An 18,308-nucleotide genomic window follows, 5' to 3' on the forward strand; every position below is an offset into this window, starting at 1 on the left:
TTATTGTAACATTATCCGCACAAACGTTTCCAGCAAAATCCCAGTAGAAGTCCCTTAAGCTCAATTGGGATAAAATAGCAATTATTTGATTATTATCCATTAATATAATATATTTTATTAAATCAAAAAACTACGTCCATCATTTTATGTTAGACTGAGAGAAAAAAGAAAAGGAATAACCATGATATGAATAATTCTTTCGCAAGGAATCTACTAATTTCTACTCTTTTATGGATTGTTTTCGTTATCCTTGCCGATGATAAAATAGAGAAGTTACTCCTCATTTCTATTTTTCTAGCAATACCCTTGCTTTTGTTTGTAGTTCCTACCATCAAACGAGATGGAAGTGATTCTCGATACCATAGCTTTTTGCTTGGGTACCATCCTTATGTCTCCTTTACAGTTGCTCTATCCTTTGTATTTCCTAAGGAAAGCCTTATTTCCGGTGTATTGTCGATTCCCTGGGCTATTTATATGATAGCTATCGCAGGATATGGGGTAAGACGATTATTGGAACGAGGATGGCATGTGTTGGAAGAAAATGCCATAGATATCGGCTTAATATACGCATCAATTGGTGGAATTACCCTCAGTTTTTACAGTTTTGGAGCTGGTCTGCTCGGGTTTCAAGGTCAATGGCTGCTTCTAACTGCATCTCATTTTCATTTTGCATCTATTTTTTCACCCGTATTTATCGGTTTGGTTGGAAGGCAATTAGATATCGATCAAAAATGCAGTCAACTCTACAAGTGGACATCGATTGGTCTGATGATTAGCCCACTATTTGTAGCTGTTGGAATATATACAAATCACTTCATTGAATTTATAACTGTTGTGATTTATGCAGTCTGCTTATTCATCTATAGTTATTTTGTACTCATTCATATCAGCAAAATGGTTCAACGCTTCTTTATAAGACTAGTACTTCAATTATCAGCTGTTATTGTTGGATTAACCATTATCCTATCTTTTCTCTACAGCTTATCCAATTTACTTGGGTCATCATGGCTGAGTATCGAACAGATGGTTTGGTACCATGGTGGAGTAAATGCAATCGGATTTGTAATGCTAGGTATTCTCGGATGGGTTTATCTAAAACCAATGGAAAATAATGTTTTATATGGACTTCCACAAACCAATATCAACGGTGATAGAGTAATTGGAAAAGATTTTTTAGATCGCAATCATTTAGCTGATCACCAAATGCAATATGCTGGATTAGTAGACAATTTAGGGAAATTCGCAAGAAATGACTTCTTCCCAACAGAATTACACCCTAAAATTAGATCATTTTATGAGAATACCGTTTTATATGAACTAGCAACTCAAGTAACATGGCACAGAGGATTCCGTTTGGTTGGAAAAGTGTTCAAATGGTGGTCTGTCAAAAAGCAACAAATTAATCTGCCAACAAATAGCGAAGAGGTACTACAAGTACAAAGTAAAATTGTTGGGATAAAGGAGGAGATCCAACATAATTATAAACATTTGCGCGCTTGGATCCGCACATACAAAGATACAGATCAAACCATGTTTGTAGCTGTCTACACTGACCATCTCCATAATCATGAACGTTATTTACATATCACTTTACCAATACCAAAAAGAAATCTTACAGGTATCTTGCGCATGGAACACGGAGCTGACTTATCACTTCAAATTACCAGTCTGCCAAGAAGAGGAAGAAAAGGGGACGAGGGAATTTATTTCATGTGGAAAAATTTCTCCTTTCGACTCCCTTTAAATGAGCATTTTTTGATTTGGGTTGATGAATACGGGAGACTGCAAGCAACTCATCGCATGTGGCTGTTTGGATTAAAATTGTTACATATTGAATATGAGATTTCGGGGAAAGTAAATGATATTGTATAATTTAAAAGTAATGTAACTTTTCGGATTGGAGTTCCATGCCTTCCACCTATTCCGTTAACATGTCCGACATCCCTAGGAACCAACTTCAAGAAAATAAAGCAGCGGCAATTACAGCAGCATTTTGGGTACAGCTGGTGAAAAAAGCAAATAAAAAAAAGCCTGATGCGATTTCACTTTCTCTTGAACCGGATAACCCAGCTCTAGAAACAGTAAGACAACAAGATCTCCTTCATAGCAGAGACGATTTTCCCTGTCCGACTCCTGAACAATTGAAAAAGTTCGGTGAAGAGCTGTTTCAATGGCTCTGCAAAGAACTCAAAAAAAAGAAAAAAGATCGTGATACTCGACTTTTGGCTGATAAGAGTCTGTACTTTCCAGACAAACACCTTACCAGAGCGGCGTGTAAAGCTGGTTTTTCGGAGCTGGTTATTCCAATGGGGACCTGTACGATGACAGATGACGATGTTGTATGGTTTGGCGATAATTACTCCTATTTCACTAACTGTATAAACGTTAAATAAGAAAAGTTACGATCAACCTTAGAGCATCATGCGCTTTAAGGTTGATTCATTTTTTTATGTATTTTTTGTCCAGCATTGTTTGTGTACTAAAAATGTATTATAATCCGATTGAATGTATAAATATACATTTCATTACTTTAGAGCTAGGATAAAAATGGGACGCTCGCTTGATGACATCGAAAAAGAAATCACACGAGTTCACCACACCCCATTGGCCCGCGAAACGATCGGCATTCAGCGTGTCTTGGGTTTGCTGCTGGATCTAACAAAGCACCTTATTTCCATTTCTCGTCGTCTTGACAAACTAGAAAAGGCTGAGTCACGAGACTAGACAAAGGCGGTATACAGTAGTATACCGCCCACAACACAAACCAAAAATTTATATAGATTTTTATAAAAGTTGCCATTTTCTTTACTTCCCTGTCCAACTGCGTTAGGATGAATGCATTAATTGGTCCTAGAGAAAGTGCTGGTATGACTCCGGAAATGCAGGAGATCGCGAACATTCTCAACCTGCTCAGGGAAGCAGAAACGTATTTCACGACTAACGAAAGGCTTGTTACCATCATTTTTGGGAGTACAAATGCTTCCTTCACGGAAGAATCCCTGAATCGCGTCCCTCGAAGGTACCAAGAAGCCGTCGAGGAGCTTCGCGAGAACAAAAGGCAGGCTCTGAGATTTCTCCAGCACAAGCTGGATCCGGCAATCTACGCTGCAAGCAACTCTCTGCGAACACTGGGAGATCCAGAACTCAAGGGTGCACTTCTCAAAGTCGAAGAAGGATTCGGCAGTGCCAGAGGCAAGTTTCTAACTGGAGACATCAACCACGGTTTTATCAAGTTTCAGACGGGTTTGCGTGCTCTGCGGGCTGCAAACGCTCGTGCGACTGACTGAACTTCTGTTGAGTCCCAGTGATCTCTAGGCCGTGTCCTGCACACAAGCAACGTGTGTGCAGGACGGTCAGCATATTATGTTTGAAATAATAAATCGTTTGAAATAAAATCCCCTCTGCATGACTTTAGAGGGGATTTTTCCGTTATGTTATACCTACCCATTAAAAAAAAGCTTCTCGATATACCTTCTATCATTTGAACACCTGTAGTTTATGACCTCAACTAATCTTCGATTTTACTTTTCACCTTACCAGTTCAGAAGTTCCTGCTATAACCTTATGAACAATTACCTTTCATTTTTTTACATGGTATTCAAAGATTTTTATTTATTATTTCCTTTTTTCACATTCACCTTTTATACTAAATCATTCATTTCATTTTTAAATTACATATATAATATAATATTTTTAAAACATAAAAAATTAATCAAATCGTAACACTTCTTTACAATCGGTTTACGATACCTTCATTTATCAATAAAACTTTAGACGTATAGTGAAGATGCAAGCAAATTGCAGTAAACCATTTCGGGAGGAATATTTAGTGAAGATAAAAAAATTTTTTCTTGCAAGTGGTATTATCAGTTTAGCTTTCAGCACATTGGTAGCGTGTAGCGGCAAAGCAGACAATACGGACACCAAGCAACTTAGCGGATCACTTACTGCTGTTGGTTCCACTGCAATGCAGCCATTTGTGGAAGAAGCGAGCAAATCATTTATGTCAAGCAATCCAAGTGTCCAGATCAATGTACAAGGCGGAGGCAGTGGTCAAGGTCTAACCGCTGCAACCAACGATACTGCTGATTTAGGGAACTCAGATATTTTCGCAGAAGAAAAAGAAAAAATAGATGCATCAAAATTAGTCGATCACAAAGCTTTTGTTGTCGGAATTGCTCCAGTAGCAAACCCAGAAATAGGAGTTACCAATCTTACACAACAACAACTAATCGACATCTTCACAGGCAAGATCAAAAACTGGAAAGAAGTCGGCGGAAAAGATCAAGCAATTGTATTGGTCAATCGTTCCGAAAGTTCTGGAACACGTGCAGCCTTTGCAAAATTCGCCTTGAAAGATAATAAGGAATTTCGCGGAAAAGGCGGCATAGTGGAAGATTCATCAGGTACAGTTCGTAAAATCATCGGGCAAACAAAAGGCGCTATCGGATATCTTGCATTTTCATATGTAGACAACACAGTAAAAGCACTTACATTGGATGGAATCCAACCTACTAACGAAAATGTAACCACAAACAAGTGGAAAGTATGGGCATACGAACATATTTACACGAATGCTAACGGCAAAAACAAAGCTTTGGAAGATGCTTTTATTCAATACATTTTATCGGATGAGATTCAAAAAGGACTTGTAACGAAACTTAACTATATTCCAATTACTGACATGAAAGTAGAAAGAGATCCATCTGGAACAGTGAAATAATAATCCATTTTTCGTACAAGGAGTCCTTTTATTACTTGCGACTCCTTTTTCTTTTATTTCTCCTGAAAGGGGATTACTTATGACGGAGAAAAGAACAGTTATTGATTCTTCATTAGCAGATCAAATACAATCCCCATCCAAACGAATCTTTTGGATGGAATGGAAAGGCAAATCGGTAACAACAATCAGTGTATGGATTGTAATTGTCATTTTGTTATCACTGCTTAGCTTTATTACTTCCAAAGGGTTGATGCCATTTTTTTACCATGAACTGACATGGAGTCAATTCTTTTCAACCAATTGGAGCCCAACCGATCATCAATTTGGTAGTTTAAACATTATTTTTGGTTCATTTATGGTTACATTAGGAGCTACTATCATCAGTGCTCCCATTGGTATTAGTGTGGCTGTCTTTATGACAGAAATCGCACCAAAATGGGGGAAAAAGGTTTTACAACCAACAACTGAAATACTAGTTGGTATCCCTTCTGTCGTTTATGGATTTATTGGTTTAACTGTATTGGTTCCTTTTCTTGGTAAATTAGTGGACGGTGTTGGTTTTGGTCTTCTAGCAGGCATTCTTGTTCTTTCTATCATGATCTTACCAACGATTATCAGTATATCTGTCGATGCCATTGAATCCGTACCGTTAAAATATCGGGAAGGTTCGTATGCATTAGGAGCAACTCGCTGGCAAACGATTTATCGCATTGTATTAAAAACGGCACTTCCTGGTTTGATGACAGCTGTCGTCCTAGGAATGGCACGCGCATTTGGGGAGGCGCTTGCCGTACAGATGGTGATTGGAAACGTTGCAAATCTGCCAATCCATCTGTTTACATCGATCCATACTCTAACGAGCATGATCACACAAAACATGGGTAATACCGTCCCTACGGAAACATTTAATCAAGTGTTATGGTCGATGGGATTGGTTCTGCTTGTAATCACATTATTATTTATTCTTTTGATTCGATTTATTACTCGCCGGAGGGATGCTTAAGATGAATGCAAAACATATCGACCGTCTGGCAACGATATTTTTCTATGCAGTAGCTGTTCTCATTATTGGAATACTAGCAGGCTTATTGGGGTACATCATCCTCCATGGATTCTCTTATGTGTCATGGGAATTTTTAACGACAGCACCGGGATCATATATATTGGGTCAAGTTGGCGGGATCGCTCCGCAGCTGTTCAATTCCTTTTACTTACTCATACTCACGATGATTATCACGCTTCCTATTGGTATTTGCGGTGGAATTTATATGGCGGAATATGCAAAACCAAGCCTGTTTAACCGTTTTTTACGGCTTTGTATGGAAGTGATGTCTTCATTGCCTTCTATTATTATTGGGTTGTTTGGACTGCTTCTATTTGTCCAGTATACTGGATGGGGGTATACATTGATCGGAGGAGCATTGGCTTTGACCATTTTTAATCTTCCACTGATGGTTCGAGTTGTAGAACAAGCGATATCGTCTGTCCCAAGAGATCAAAAGGAAGCATCTCTTGCTTTAGGAGTAACGCACTGGCAGACAATAACCAAAATTATTTTACCAGCTGCCCTTCCAGGTATTGTTACAGGAGCGATTTTAGCAGCAGGAAGAATTTTTGGAGAAGCAGCCGCCCTTTTATTCACAGCAGGGATGAGTTCCCCAAACTTGGATTTTACCAATTGGGATCCAACAGCAATCACTTCTCCACTCAATCCATTTCGCCCAGCGGCAACGCTCTCTGTTTATATTTGGAAAGTGAATTCAGACAGCCTTTCCACACAAACGGCTGCTGCCGTATCTGGAGGATCAGCATTTATTTTAATTTGTGTTGTCCTTCTCTTCACTATCGGCGCACGTCTTTTTGGTAAATATCTCTACCGTCGCTTAACAGCATCTTCCTGAGGGGGTGAACCAAATGCTTAACTTCCCTTTTGTAAAGAAACGAGATCACAATCTCTCAAACAAAATTGCGATTGAAACAAAACAGCTAAATGTTTTTTATAATCAATCCCAAGCACTCCATGATGTACAATTGAAAATTAATGAAAATACTATTAATGCTTTTATCGGTCCGTCTGGCTGCGGAAAGTCTACTCTTCTGCGTTGTCTCAATCGTATGAACGATACGATTGATGGGGCAACTATCACAGGTGAAATCGAAGTTGATGGACTCAATATCAATTCTCCCACCATAAACGCGACTGTGCTTCGAAAATACATTGGAATGGTGTTTCAAAAACCAAATCCATTCTTTAAATCCATTTATGAAAACATTGCATTTGCATTACGAATTCACCAAGTACAAAAAAATGAAATCGAAAATTTGGTAGAAGAGAGCTTAAAACGAGTTGGACTATGGGAAGAAGTTAAAGACCGCCTGCATGAATCAGCACTGCGGTTATCCGGTGGACAACAACAGCGGTTGTGTATTGCACGTACCATTGCACTGCATCCAAAAATCATTTTATTGGATGAGCCCACTTCTGCTCTAGATCCTATCTCTACAGAAAAAATAGAACTTTTACTCGAATCATTAAAAGAGGAATTTACCATTATTATGGTTACACACAACATGCACCAAGCTGCTCGAATATCCGATTATACTGCTTATTTTCATCTTGGAAAAATCATTGAATTTGGTCCAACGGAGATTATCTTCACTGAACCGCAAAATGAAATGACCTTGGATTATTTAAGTGGAAAATTCGGTTAAAAGGAGGAAAAAACATGCTTTCGGTTGAAAAATTTGATGTTTATTATGGAGAAAAACATGCTCTGAAAGATATTAACCTCACCTTTCCATCAAATACAGTTACCGCACTAATTGGACCATCTGGTTGCGGAAAATCAACACTTCTTCGCAGCCTAAATCGAATGAATGATTTTATTCCAACTTTTCGAGCAGAAGGTTCGATTCGACTTGGACAGAAAGAACTTTATGATGCACAAGCAGATGTAGTCGATTTACGAAAAAGAATGGGAATGGTCTTTCAACAGCCTGTACCGTTCCCATTGTCCATCTATGACAATATCGCCTACGGACCACGATTACACGGAATAAAACAAAAGAAGAAACTCGATGAAATAGTAGAAGAAACATTGCATCAAGCATCCCTTTGGAAAGAAGTCAAAGACCGTCTCCAGCATTCCGCGCTCGGTTTATCTGGCGGGCAGCAGCAACGCCTTGTCATCGCCCGGGCACTAGCAATGAAACCAGAAATTTTGCTATTGGACGAACCCGCATCTGCCCTTGATCCCATTTCGACTGAACACATTGAACAATTGATACTATCATTAAAAGAAAACTATACAATTATCATCGTTACTCATAATATGCAACAAGCAGAGCGAGTTTCCGATCAAACTGCATTCTTTTTGCACGGAGAAATAATCGAACAAAATGATACAACCGAACTATTTTCCAATGCATGTGATGAGCGGACAAAAAACTATTTATCCGGACAATTTGGGTAAACTAATTCTAGATAAAATACATGTGCCCGGTGGAGTATTCCACCGGGCGCACACGACACTCGTGACAGGCGAGGTCAGAGACGGGACACACCGTCTGCGTCCACTCCAACGAGCACCAACCTGCCGTCCTCGCCTAGGGAGAGATGGTTGATGTACTTCTCTGCATCCACGATCTCCCAATACTTCTGCTTACGGGTGATGACACATTCACCAATTCTCTGCTGGGTTCCGATCTCCATCTCCGAGAGGGAGAGGAATTCTTCCAAGATGGAGCTTGTCGTGATCGAACCGGCGTCAGCGGAGAAGATCACGGAACAAAGCTCGAACATCGGGTGAATGACCTTGCCGAGGTTGGTGTGCACCAGCACGATCATTTGCGCTTCAGAGCTGTCCACCACACCATTGTTACAGAAAATGTACTCTAGCCTCTTCATCTCGATGACCTTATCGTTCACCTAGCCACAGTGCCGTGTGACTAGAAACGGATAGTTTCTACTTACTCCATTATATAGAAAAAAAATAATCATAAAAACGAATATTTCCTTGCTCTTTGAAATTCTCAAATTAAATGTAAAGACAATTTCACTTCAAATCAAAAATATCAACTGCAATGTCTAAAATAAATGACAGACGACCATCTGATGTAGATGGTCTTCCTTTTTGTCAGTCGCTGAATGTCTTGAGTTGGATCAAACGAGTAAGACTGGATTTGTCGTAATTTACCGTTAGCAGTAGTCCTTCTGTTCTTCGTGTACTTGCCTTTCAATCACAAAACAAATCAGGATGTAAAAAACCATTTGCAACAATACTATGCAAATGTTGTTTTTTAGCAATTTTGAAGTGATCTTGTTTGTATTACTTTTTAAGATTTTGGATCAGCAATTCATAAATATCTTTCTCATTTATCTTCCCATTATCCGCAATTAAATTTTGGACGACCAACCCATACCGGAATACATTGAACATGGCACTAAGCTTTTCTTCTTCTACTTCCTCAGGAATCACACCATGTTCTTTTCCTATTTTTATCCAGCCTGCTCCCATCTGTACTGCACTTTCTTGCAAATCTTGCAAAGTTTTTCGAATAGATGGATTTTCCATTTTACTGAGCAGATAGATAAAGATCAAATTCGTTACCATACCTGCATTTGCCACTTTATTAAAACGCCCTGCTATTCCTCTAAAAGGCGCATTTTCATCGTTTGCACTAGAAACATCTGTATTAAATTGTTCATCTACGGTAACTAGTTTTCGTTTCAGAATCAAAGCAAACAACTCATCTTTGCTTTTTACATAGTGATAAATTGCACCTTTGGATACACCAGTTTTCTGCAAAATGTCTTGCAGTGTCGTACGTTGGCATCCTTGTTCTAAAATTAACTCCTCTGTAGTTTCTAATAACAAACGTAAAGTTGAATTCAACTCATTATGTTCCATTTTTTACATCCCTTTATCTTAAGCTTTCTGTTTGCTTTTCACATAGCGAATATTCCAGATAATCAAGGTAGCGATGATAGCATATTGTACAATCGGAGCAAGCCATAGAGCAGTAGGAATCGTTAAGTCATAGACAAGTACCACTTTGACCAACGCCTCAATTATTAATCCGATTCCCCAAACAAGAGACATCAGTCGCATCGAACGACGAAATTTTGGTTCTTCTTCCCAACGTTTTATAATCATACTTCTATTGGATGTAAATCTTTCTGCGAAGTGATAAATAAGCGGCTTGCTGAATAAAAGAGAGACAAGAAATAATAGTCCCATTACTCCTGTAACATAAGATTCGCGCAGCAAGATAAAACGTTCATCTCCCCCAATCAATGCGGCAATAACGCCAAAAATAATACCTAAAAAAATAAAGGAAGAGAAAGCGTCAAACTTCTTATCTTTTATCAGATGATAGAGAGAATCCAATAACGGCACACAAGCTGCAATAGATAATGCAGCTACACTTGATGTATGACCTTCTAATAGCACATAAATTAGATAGGGCAAAGCGAAATTGATAAGAATTGTGATAATAATTTCAAATCTACCTTTTTTCATGATAAATCCTCCGGATGGATGTTAAAAGCTTTATGATGTGTGAGTTTTCGTATTCATACCGTCGGTTGGTATGATTAAAATAGTAACACACCGACCAGCGGTATGTAAAGAGTTTTTTGAATTCGAAATGGCACAACTTCTACTTATTCTTCATATCAAAAAAAGCCGTCATCTGACGACTCTAAACTTATGCATTCTTTATATTATAGTGCCTGGACAACTGCTGCTGCCCAGGCTAGCTGTGGATTTATTTCAGAGCTTAAGTGATACCCATTAACCAGGAAGAAGAGTTACCTTACAAACTCCTGGAAGTTCCATCACTCGCTTACCATCACGAGGAACCCACAACTTTACTCGCCTCGGACCCCTACCTACCGTTACACTATGAACAGTAACCGTAATCATGTACTTTCGATTATCGAGAAAGAAAGTACCTTCTGGATTAGGCTTATCTGGCCTTTGCATTGAGAAACGTGGGTCGATAGACACTTCACATTCAATAGACCAAAGACTATTGAGCTTCTCATGCTGAAGATCAAGTTTTGTAGCCATGGCGGGCAATCCTTTCATGAAAACAACAGACTGTATTTCAGCCTAGGTTGATTATACAATAGAATACTTTTATTTATACAAACAAAAAACAAACCTAAGCAAAACATTCGCTTAGGTCTCATCATTCCCTATATTCCAATGGGAAACGGACTGTAAAAACACTGCCTGTTCCAACTGCACTTTCCACTTCAATTTCTCCTTGATGCAATTCCACCAAATGTTTAACAATCGCTAATCCAAGACCAGTTCCTCCAGAATTGCGGGAACGTGCTTTATCTACTCGGTAAAAACGTTCAAAAATACGAGGACGATCATTTTCCGGAATTCCAATCCCTGTATCCATTACTTGTAACAACCAGTGACTCTCATCTTGCTTCACTTTAACCGTGACTTTTCCGCCCACAGGGGTATAATTCATCGCATTTGCTAGTAAATTCAACAATATTTGCCGTACACAATCAGTATCCATTTTTACTCTGAGTGGTGCAACATCCGTTAAAAGACGTAAATTTTTTGCCTGCATTTGTTCAATTAATGTCTCGACAACATCATGGACTATCATTTGAACAGAAACCAATTCCATTTTCACCGAAACTTGTTTGGATTCAATTTTTGATAAATCGAGCAGATCTGCTACCAAACGCTGCAAGCGTAATCCTTCTTTAAAAATAATTTGTAAAAATTCTTTGCAAGTATCCGGATCTTTTCGTGCTCCGTCAAGCAACGTTTCCGTAAAACCAACAATGGATGTTAGAGGAGTTTTTAATTCATGAGAAACATTGGCCACAAAGTCTCTCCGCAACTCCTCTAAACGGCGAATTGCAGTTAAATCACGAAAAACAGCAACTAAACCGAGCTGCTGTGAGTGTTCCTCTATCGGAGTTATATTTGCTTCAATTATTCTTTCCTGAGGATAAAACAAAGTTATTTCAGAACGAATTGCTACACGGTTTTCCATGCATTCCAGCAGCAATGGATTCAAATTATATGCGGATAAATATGAATCATAGGATTGTCCCATCATTTCTTCAACCGGCAAATCAAACAAGAGGCCAAATGCCCGATTTGCTAGTTGTATTTGCCCATTGTTATCTACCATTAACAATCCCGTATCCAGTGCTTCAATTACACTACTCATTCGATGTGTACTTTCTTGTAAATCAAGTAATGCCTGCTCCACATGGGACAATCTTCATCTCCTCCTTCTTTTATTCTTTACTCTCCAACTTATATCCCACTCCACGAACTGTTTTTATATAAATAGGTTTTTTTGAATCTTTTTCGATCTTGTCGCGTAAATGACTGACATGTACATCTACAATACGTGAATCTCCAACAAAATCGTAGTTCCAAACTGCATTTAGAAGTTGATCACGCGAGAGTACTTTTCCACGATGATTAGCCAAATACATGAGCAATTCAAATTCTTTTGGGGTAAGTTCAATGAGTTGTCCATTTCGACTTACTTCGTAGCCTTCCGTATCTATTTGAATATCACCGATCTGAATACTCTTTTCTACTGGTTTGCTTTCATCTTCACTTCTGCGCATTGCTTCCATTCTGCGAAAAATAGCCTTCACTCTAGCTGTTAATTCTCGAATACTAAATGGTTTAGTCATATAATCATCTGCACCGAGTTCCAAACCGAGAACCTTATTAAATTCATCTGATTTTGCGGTAAGCATCAAAATAGGAATATGCTCTTTCTCCGTGCGGATTCGTCGGCAAACTTCTAGTCCATCGACGCGAGGCAGCATCAGATCCAAAATGATCAAATCAGGAAGCTGCACTTTTATTTTCTGTAATGCCATTTCTCCATCTAAGGCACTATCTACTATAAATCCTTCTTTTGTAAGATTAAATTCAATCAGTTTAACAATCGAAGGCTCATCCTCTACTACCAATATATTTTTTGACATTGTCTTTCCACTCCTAAATGGATGCTCTAACTCTAATCTTAAGAGAAAACAAATAAAAAAGAAAGGTTATCACTACTCCAATAAATAGCACTTTTTGGAGCTACTAATAACCTTCCCTGAATCAAAAACAAATATCTTATTTCTTTTGTCGATTATACTTTGCCCGCTCGTTTTTATTTAGTAACTTCTTGCGCAAACGAAACGTCTTTGGTGTTACTTCCAATAATTCATCTTCTTTTAGATATTCAATCGCATCATCAATGGTCATCAGACGAGGAGCATCAAGCTTGAGCGTTTCTTCTTTCGTTGCACTGCGAATACTCGTTAAATGTTTCTTTTTACAAACATTTACTTCCAAATCTGTATCACGAATATGCTGTCCTACAATCATACCTTCGTAAACTTCCGTACCAGGAACAATAAACATTTGACCACGCTCTTGCGTAGCATGCAGAGCATATGTTGTAGCTGTTCCAGTTTCCCAAGCAACAAGAGAACCAAATTCATTGGTTTGAATCTCGCCAGCATAGGCTTCATAGCCAGCTAGTATCGAATGCATTTGGGCTTCTCCTCTTGTCGCAGTCAATAGCTGCTGACGGAAACCGAGTAAGCCGCGGGAAGGTGCAAGGTATTTAAATTGGATATTTCCGCTGTCCATGACAACCATATCTTGCAGCTGACCTTTTCTTATCCCAAGCAGCTCGACAACTGCTCCTTGATAATCACTGCTTACCTCAATATCGACAACTTCCATCGGTTCCATTTTTCGGCCATCAATTTCTTTTAAAATTACCTCTGGCTTACTAACTTGAAACTCATAACCTTCTCGACGCATGTTTTCAATTAAGATACCCAAGTGTAATTCTCCACGGCCAGAAACAGTAAACTGATCAGAGGAATCAGCATCTTCTACACGAAGAGCTACATCTGCTTCTGCTTCCCGGTAAAGACGTTCTCGTAATTTCCGTGAAGTTACAAAAGTACCATCTTGCCCTGCAAAAGGACTAGTGTTAATACCTATCGTCATACGTAATGTAGGTTCTTCAACAGTAATGGGTGGCAGTGCTTCTGGATGTTCTGGGTCAGCAAATGTATCTCCGATACCTACTCCATCGACACCGGTGAGTGCAATAATATCACCTGCGGTCGCTTCTTCTACTTCTACACGCGCAAGTCCGCGATGGATATAAACTTGTCCTACTTTGACCGAACGAGAAGTACCATCAGCAGTTAATAGCGTCAAAGTTTGATTTTTACGAATGGTACCCCGTTCCAAACGACCAATGACAATTTGACCTTTATACTCATCAAATCCAAGCAGAGTAGCCTGCATTTGGGTAGGTCCATCTACATCTACTTTTGGCGAAGGCAGTTGATGAATAATTTCTTCAAAAAGTGGTTCCAATGTATCAGTTAAGTCTTCATAATCCAAACCAGATATTCCACTCAATGCACTTGCATAAACAACTGGGAAATCACATTGTTCATCTGTAGCGCCTAAATCCACGAAAAGATCAAATGTCTCATTGATTACTTCCTCTGGACGGCGGTTGTCCCGGTCGATTTTATTGACGACCACAATCGCTTTATGCCCGCGCTCAATTGCTTGGCGAAGTACAAACTTGGTTTGCGGCATTGGCCCTTCGACGGAATCGACCAAGAGTAATACTCCATCCACCATATTCATAACGCGTTCTACTTCTCCGCCAAAGTCTGCGTGTCCTGGTGTATCAACAATATTAATCTTTATTCCTTTATATTCAATCGCCGTATTTTTTGCGAGAATTGTTATTCCTCTTTCTCTTTCCAACTCGTTGGAATCCATTACACGGTCTTCAACTTGTTGGTTTTGGCGAAAAATATGGCTCTGCTTTAACATCGCATCTACTAACGTTGTTTTCCCATGGTCAACGTGAGCAATGATAGCGATATTTCTTATTTGCTCTACATTCATCTACGTTTATTCCTTCCTCTACATGTTCACAAAGGAGATCGTACCACAATTATGTTGGTATTGCTATGAAAACAGAAAAAGAAGCACGATTTACCGGTAAAAACTAAATTTTTTCTTTGCTTGGAGCAAGAAAAAGAGATGAAATACAATAATGTGCACCCCGATCGCCAAGCTTGTATAAGCGATTCGATCAACACTAAATACAAAACTTGCTAATATTGCCGCGCCATAAGGATAATAGAATGACAACATCCAACGTTTTTCTTCTGGTCGATAAAGAAATAATGCCAAAACCAGTCCAACAAGGCACTTTATCAAAGCGAGGAGCAAAAACCGGATATCATTTACTCCCATTCCATATGGAGAACGGACAGTCAGCTCATAATCAGCATTTTTTCCAATATATCCATTTAAAATATTATCTTGATTTGGAATAAATTTTGGAGAAACCTCGATTTGGTTAATTATTTTCGCACCGATTTGCAGCTCACTGGAATCATATTGCGGATCTTTTTTCATCCATGATGAAACTGTATATAAAACATACCGATCAGGTATGGTGTAGTTGATTTGCCCGTTTTCAATTTTAGAAAGTTCTTGGTATACATCATCCGCTAGTACAATCACATCATATCCAGGTATAAAACTGCCTGTTTGCGATTGCAAATAAAAAGCTGTGGGATATCCTTGAAAAGCAATTTCATTTTTATCAAAATCACTCTTCCGGTGATAATAAGCGTTAACAGTAGTAAAAAAGTAAATTGCTTCATTTTCTTTTAGCTTATGCGGTACAGAATTTCCCAGTTGTTTTGCTAATTTAGTATATGCAGTATAAGATATGGCAAGCGGAGAACGCGAGCCACTAGATTCTTGTAAAATAAGAAAATCTACTGCTTGTTTATGAAACGAAACTTTTTTCATACTTAGTTCGTTTTCCAATGCTTTTTCATACAATGGAAGTTTCGATTTATCTTGATATATTGCTTCTAAGTAGTAGGTAAATGCATTTTCTTTATAGTAATTTTTTTGGGTCATATAACTCGTAAGAAATATTTTCGTATCACTGATGGAGGATAAAAGAAATAAGACAGCAAAAAAACTAAACAATATCTTTCCAGTCAGTCCCTCTAAATATGTTTTTTTACTAAATATAGAGACAAACCCTATTTTTTTATCCAAATAAACGAGTAGAACTAAGCAGAGGATAAAATAAAGTCCTGTTAACAATGAAAAAACGAAACTAAAATGATCGACAAGAATCTCCCATAATACCAATCCTAACAAGAGCAGAATCGAAACAATAATCCAAGACTGTGGCTTTTCCGACATTCTCGCTTGTTTCCTTGAATATACAAAGATGGATAAACAGAAAGCACTGATAAACACAAGGGATAAAAATAACCCTGCCGTCTTACCAATCGCTAAAAGGGAGAAATCAAAAGGAAAAGCAGGAGTTTCCATAAACAATGAGAAAACAGTGAGAATACATGGAGAGATGAGCAAACCAAGTATCAATCCAACAATAACAGCAAAACAACCTAAAATTATATTTTCCCAAAGAATAACTTTTTTTATTTGTTTTAAAGAAGCATCATCAAATGTATCTGGTGTTACCGTCTCTCTTCTGCTGCTTATCTGATAAATGGTTGCTAAGAAGAAATATAAAATTACCAGAATAGATATCATCGGGATATCTAAAATACTTTTCTCTTCTACGTTAAGAAATTTATCAAATAAAGGATGATTTATAAGCATTTCACACCATAAATAAACCATCACAAAGAACATATGTATGATAAAAAATAAACGATAAGATTTCGCATTTTCTTTGATATTTCGCCAAATAAGAGAGCCGTTAGACAAAGGAATCAATCTCCTTTAAACATTTAATTTATTGAGCTTAATTTTAACAGAAAACATCATCTGAAATTTAAAAAACAGAAATGCAATTTTTTCTAAAATTGCATTTCTGTTTTTGTTGTTGTGTGCTAAAGTAAAAAAAACACTCAAGCATGAGTGATCCCTACACACATACGGAGAGATCATGCTTGACAACTCCATACGGCTAAAGCCGTTGGATTCTTGGGACGATAGACTCATGACTATTTCATTACCAAGCTAACCCCGTGCGCCCCACGGTTTATGTTTGTTGTTTTTTCTTTGCCTCGAGCAAACTTGGTTTTCGTCTGTCGCGACTATACATATATTACCATACGAACATTTGTTTGTAAATTTATTTTTTCCAAAGGTTGAACTGCTGAAGGGAAATTCCTTCCCCTCGTTTGACGCTCGCTTTCATCCCACGATTTAAATTGTGGGTTTTCTCGCCCGCAATGCTATAAGGTAGAGAAATTTGCTATAGATCGTGTTGGTGTGGAGGTGCTTTGTCTAACTCCTGTACATCGTTCCATCATGTGTAACCACCATCCATATCCTTCATTTGTTCCTGATTACAAATCACTGAAAACAATATCATTCGATGATAATAAAGCTCATTGAATGTGTGGTATCCATTGCTTGTATCTCCATCTACTTTCATCATCTCACCACCTCATGAGCATAAAAATACCACCTCATAAGAAGTGGTTTAACTTACTTTTTCGTTTATGGCAGGAACTCTGTCATAGGCAATCCGAGGTAACTCCGAAAACAGCATGATAGATACATATATTTTCCAGTGTGACCCTTCCATGTGCGCATCGTTCACAGGTCTTTGGGTTCTAATGTCTTTCGATCCATTACCTCTGCATCTGCCATCATCTTTCTAAAAAAGAAAGTAGTGCTTCATTAAATTCTTTTACATGTGTAGCATTTAATCCATGCGGGCCGCCTTTTATAAGAACCAACTCACTGCTGTCTATGGATTCATGTGTGAGCTTTCCGCTTTGCTCGAATGGTACAATCACATCTGAATCACCATGTATAACAAGCGTCGGAATGTGAAACTTGGATAAATCTTCTCTGAAATCTGTCTTACTAAAAGCCTTGATACAGTCTAGTGTCCCCTTCGGAGATGCGCTTGCTGCAATATCTAGGTTATAAAGGCGAAATTGCTCACTGACTAAACTGTTTTGATTTCCTGCAGCAAAAAAATTTTTTGTAAATCCATCAAGAAATACTATTCGATCATTTTTTACACCATTTTGAAATTCTTCAATCGTAGCATCATCTATTGCACCTTCTGGATGCTCTTCCGATTTGTATAAGTATGGGGGTACTGCCCCAGCAAAAACTGCTTTCTCCACTCTTTCTGTACCATATGTACCTATGTAACGAGCTACTTCGCCTCCACCCATCGAAAACCCGACAAGGGTAACATGGTAAAGATCCAAATGTTCCAGCAACTGATGTAAATCAGCAGCAAATGTATCATAGTCATACCCATTCCATGGTTGAGATGATTTCCCAAACCCACGTCGATCGTATGTTATTACTCTGTAACCTGCTTCGATTAAAACAGGAACTTGAGATTCCCAAGAGCGTCCACTCAATGGCCATCCGTGGATTAACACAACTGGTTTCCCAGAACCATGATCCTCATAATAAAGTTCAATTGGAGATTGATTTTCTATTCCTACTGTTATCTTTGCCAATTCAAATCCTCCATTTTTGAAATTCTTAACTGACATAAATTATTT

Annotated in this window: 19 protein-coding genes; 9 read left to right on the forward strand and 10 right to left on the reverse strand. The window is 38.4% G+C overall.

All coding sequences use genetic code 11. The annotated features are described in order from the left end of the window. Positions 1 to 186: 186 nt before the first annotated feature. The 9 genes from AC5WOC_RS15715 to pstB (AC5WOC_RS15755) all read left to right on the forward strand — a co-directional run bounded on the left by AC5WOC_RS15715 (position 187) and on the right by pstB (AC5WOC_RS15755) (position 8,196). A complete protein-coding gene (locus AC5WOC_RS15715) occupies positions 187 to 1,872 on the forward strand; it encodes a YndJ family protein (protein WP_496056361.1) in 1,686 nt (561 codons plus the stop codon). A gap of 35 nt (positions 1,873 to 1,907) precedes the next feature. Continuing rightward, positions 1,908 to 2,393 carry a hypothetical protein gene (locus AC5WOC_RS15720; RefSeq protein ID WP_496056362.1) on the forward strand — a complete coding sequence of 162 codons (486 nt, stop codon included), beginning with the start codon at positions 1,908 to 1,910 and terminating at the stop codon, positions 2,391 to 2,393. A gap of 154 nt (positions 2,394 to 2,547) precedes the next feature. Beyond that, entirely contained in the window at positions 2,548 to 2,724 is a 177-nt protein-coding gene (locus AC5WOC_RS15725; RefSeq protein ID WP_496056363.1) for a hypothetical protein, read from the forward strand. A 143-nt stretch (positions 2,725 to 2,867) separates the two neighbouring features. Beyond that, positions 2,868 to 3,287 carry a hypothetical protein gene (locus AC5WOC_RS15730; RefSeq protein ID WP_496056364.1) on the forward strand — a complete coding sequence of 140 codons (420 nt, stop codon included), beginning with the start codon at positions 2,868 to 2,870 and terminating at the stop codon, positions 3,285 to 3,287. Between the two features lie 500 nt (positions 3,288 to 3,787). Further along, positions 3,788 to 4,723, forward strand: a complete 936-nt coding sequence (locus AC5WOC_RS15735; RefSeq protein WP_496056365.1) for a PstS family phosphate ABC transporter substrate-binding protein — start codon at positions 3,788 to 3,790, stop codon at positions 4,721 to 4,723. Between the two features lie 79 nt (positions 4,724 to 4,802). Further along, positions 4,803 to 5,726: a phosphate ABC transporter permease subunit PstC gene (gene pstC / locus AC5WOC_RS15740; protein ID WP_496056366.1), complete on the forward strand. Its 924-nt coding sequence runs from the start codon at positions 4,803 to 4,805 to the stop codon at positions 5,724 to 5,726. A 1-nt stretch (position 5,727) separates the two neighbouring features. Then, positions 5,728 to 6,624, forward strand: a complete 897-nt coding sequence (gene pstA, locus AC5WOC_RS15745) for a phosphate ABC transporter permease PstA (RefSeq protein WP_496056367.1) — start codon at positions 5,728 to 5,730, stop codon at positions 6,622 to 6,624. 13 nt (positions 6,625 to 6,637) lie between these two features. After that, positions 6,638 to 7,435, forward strand: a complete 798-nt coding sequence (pstB, locus tag AC5WOC_RS15750) for a phosphate ABC transporter ATP-binding protein PstB (RefSeq protein ID WP_496056368.1) — start codon at positions 6,638 to 6,640, stop codon at positions 7,433 to 7,435. Positions 7,436 to 7,449: 14 nt separating this feature from the next. Continuing rightward, positions 7,450 to 8,196 (forward strand): phosphate ABC transporter ATP-binding protein PstB, encoded by a 747-nt coding sequence (pstB, locus tag AC5WOC_RS15755; protein ID WP_496056369.1) that lies wholly within the window; start codon positions 7,450 to 7,452, stop codon positions 8,194 to 8,196. A 74-nt stretch (positions 8,197 to 8,270) separates the two neighbouring features. Here the strand turns inward: pstB (AC5WOC_RS15755) and AC5WOC_RS15760 are convergent, their stop codons facing one another. From AC5WOC_RS15760 to AC5WOC_RS15805, 10 genes are all read right to left on the reverse strand, one after another. Next, entirely contained in the window at positions 8,271 to 8,630 is a 360-nt protein-coding gene (locus tag AC5WOC_RS15760) for a hypothetical protein (RefSeq protein WP_496056370.1), read from the reverse strand. Positions 8,631 to 9,051: 421 nt separating this feature from the next. Then, positions 9,052 to 9,633 carry a TetR/AcrR family transcriptional regulator gene (locus AC5WOC_RS15765; protein WP_496056371.1) on the reverse strand — a complete coding sequence of 194 codons (582 nt, stop codon included), beginning with the start codon at positions 9,631 to 9,633 and terminating at the stop codon, positions 9,052 to 9,054. A gap of 18 nt (positions 9,634 to 9,651) precedes the next feature. Beyond that, entirely contained in the window at positions 9,652 to 10,245 is a 594-nt protein-coding gene (locus AC5WOC_RS15770) for a VC0807 family protein (protein ID WP_496056372.1), read from the reverse strand. Positions 10,246 to 10,518: 273 nt separating this feature from the next. Next, positions 10,519 to 10,797 (reverse strand): hypothetical protein, encoded by a 279-nt coding sequence (locus AC5WOC_RS15775; protein WP_496056373.1) that lies wholly within the window; start codon positions 10,795 to 10,797, stop codon positions 10,519 to 10,521. A 121-nt stretch (positions 10,798 to 10,918) separates the two neighbouring features. Beyond that, positions 10,919 to 11,977, reverse strand: a complete 1,059-nt coding sequence (gene pnpS / locus AC5WOC_RS15780) for a two-component system histidine kinase PnpS (protein ID WP_496056509.1) — start codon at positions 11,975 to 11,977, stop codon at positions 10,919 to 10,921. Positions 11,978 to 12,005: 28 nt separating this feature from the next. Then, positions 12,006 to 12,716 carry a response regulator gene (locus AC5WOC_RS15785; RefSeq protein ID WP_496056374.1) on the reverse strand — a complete coding sequence of 237 codons (711 nt, stop codon included), beginning with the start codon at positions 12,714 to 12,716 and terminating at the stop codon, positions 12,006 to 12,008. Between the two features lie 136 nt (positions 12,717 to 12,852). Next, positions 12,853 to 14,670, reverse strand: coding sequence for a translational GTPase TypA (gene typA / locus AC5WOC_RS15790; protein WP_496056375.1), 1,818 nt, complete (start codon positions 14,668 to 14,670; stop codon positions 12,853 to 12,855). 90 nt (positions 14,671 to 14,760) lie between these two features. Next, positions 14,761 to 16,533, reverse strand: coding sequence for a hypothetical protein (locus AC5WOC_RS15795; RefSeq protein WP_496056376.1), 1,773 nt, complete (start codon positions 16,531 to 16,533; stop codon positions 14,761 to 14,763). Between the two features lie 547 nt (positions 16,534 to 17,080). After that, the gene (locus AC5WOC_RS15800; RefSeq protein ID WP_496056377.1) at positions 17,081 to 17,212 is read right to left on the reverse strand and encodes a WDGH domain-containing protein; all 132 of its coding nucleotides are present in this window, start codon (positions 17,210 to 17,212) and stop codon (positions 17,081 to 17,083) included. Positions 17,213 to 17,426: 214 nt separating this feature from the next. Beyond that, positions 17,427 to 18,263: an alpha/beta fold hydrolase gene (locus tag AC5WOC_RS15805; RefSeq protein ID WP_496056378.1), complete on the reverse strand. Its 837-nt coding sequence runs from the start codon at positions 18,261 to 18,263 to the stop codon at positions 17,427 to 17,429. Positions 18,264 to 18,308 lie beyond the last annotated feature (45 nt).

The sequence above is a fragment of the Shimazuella sp. NTD247 genome, from assembly GCF_059510415.1.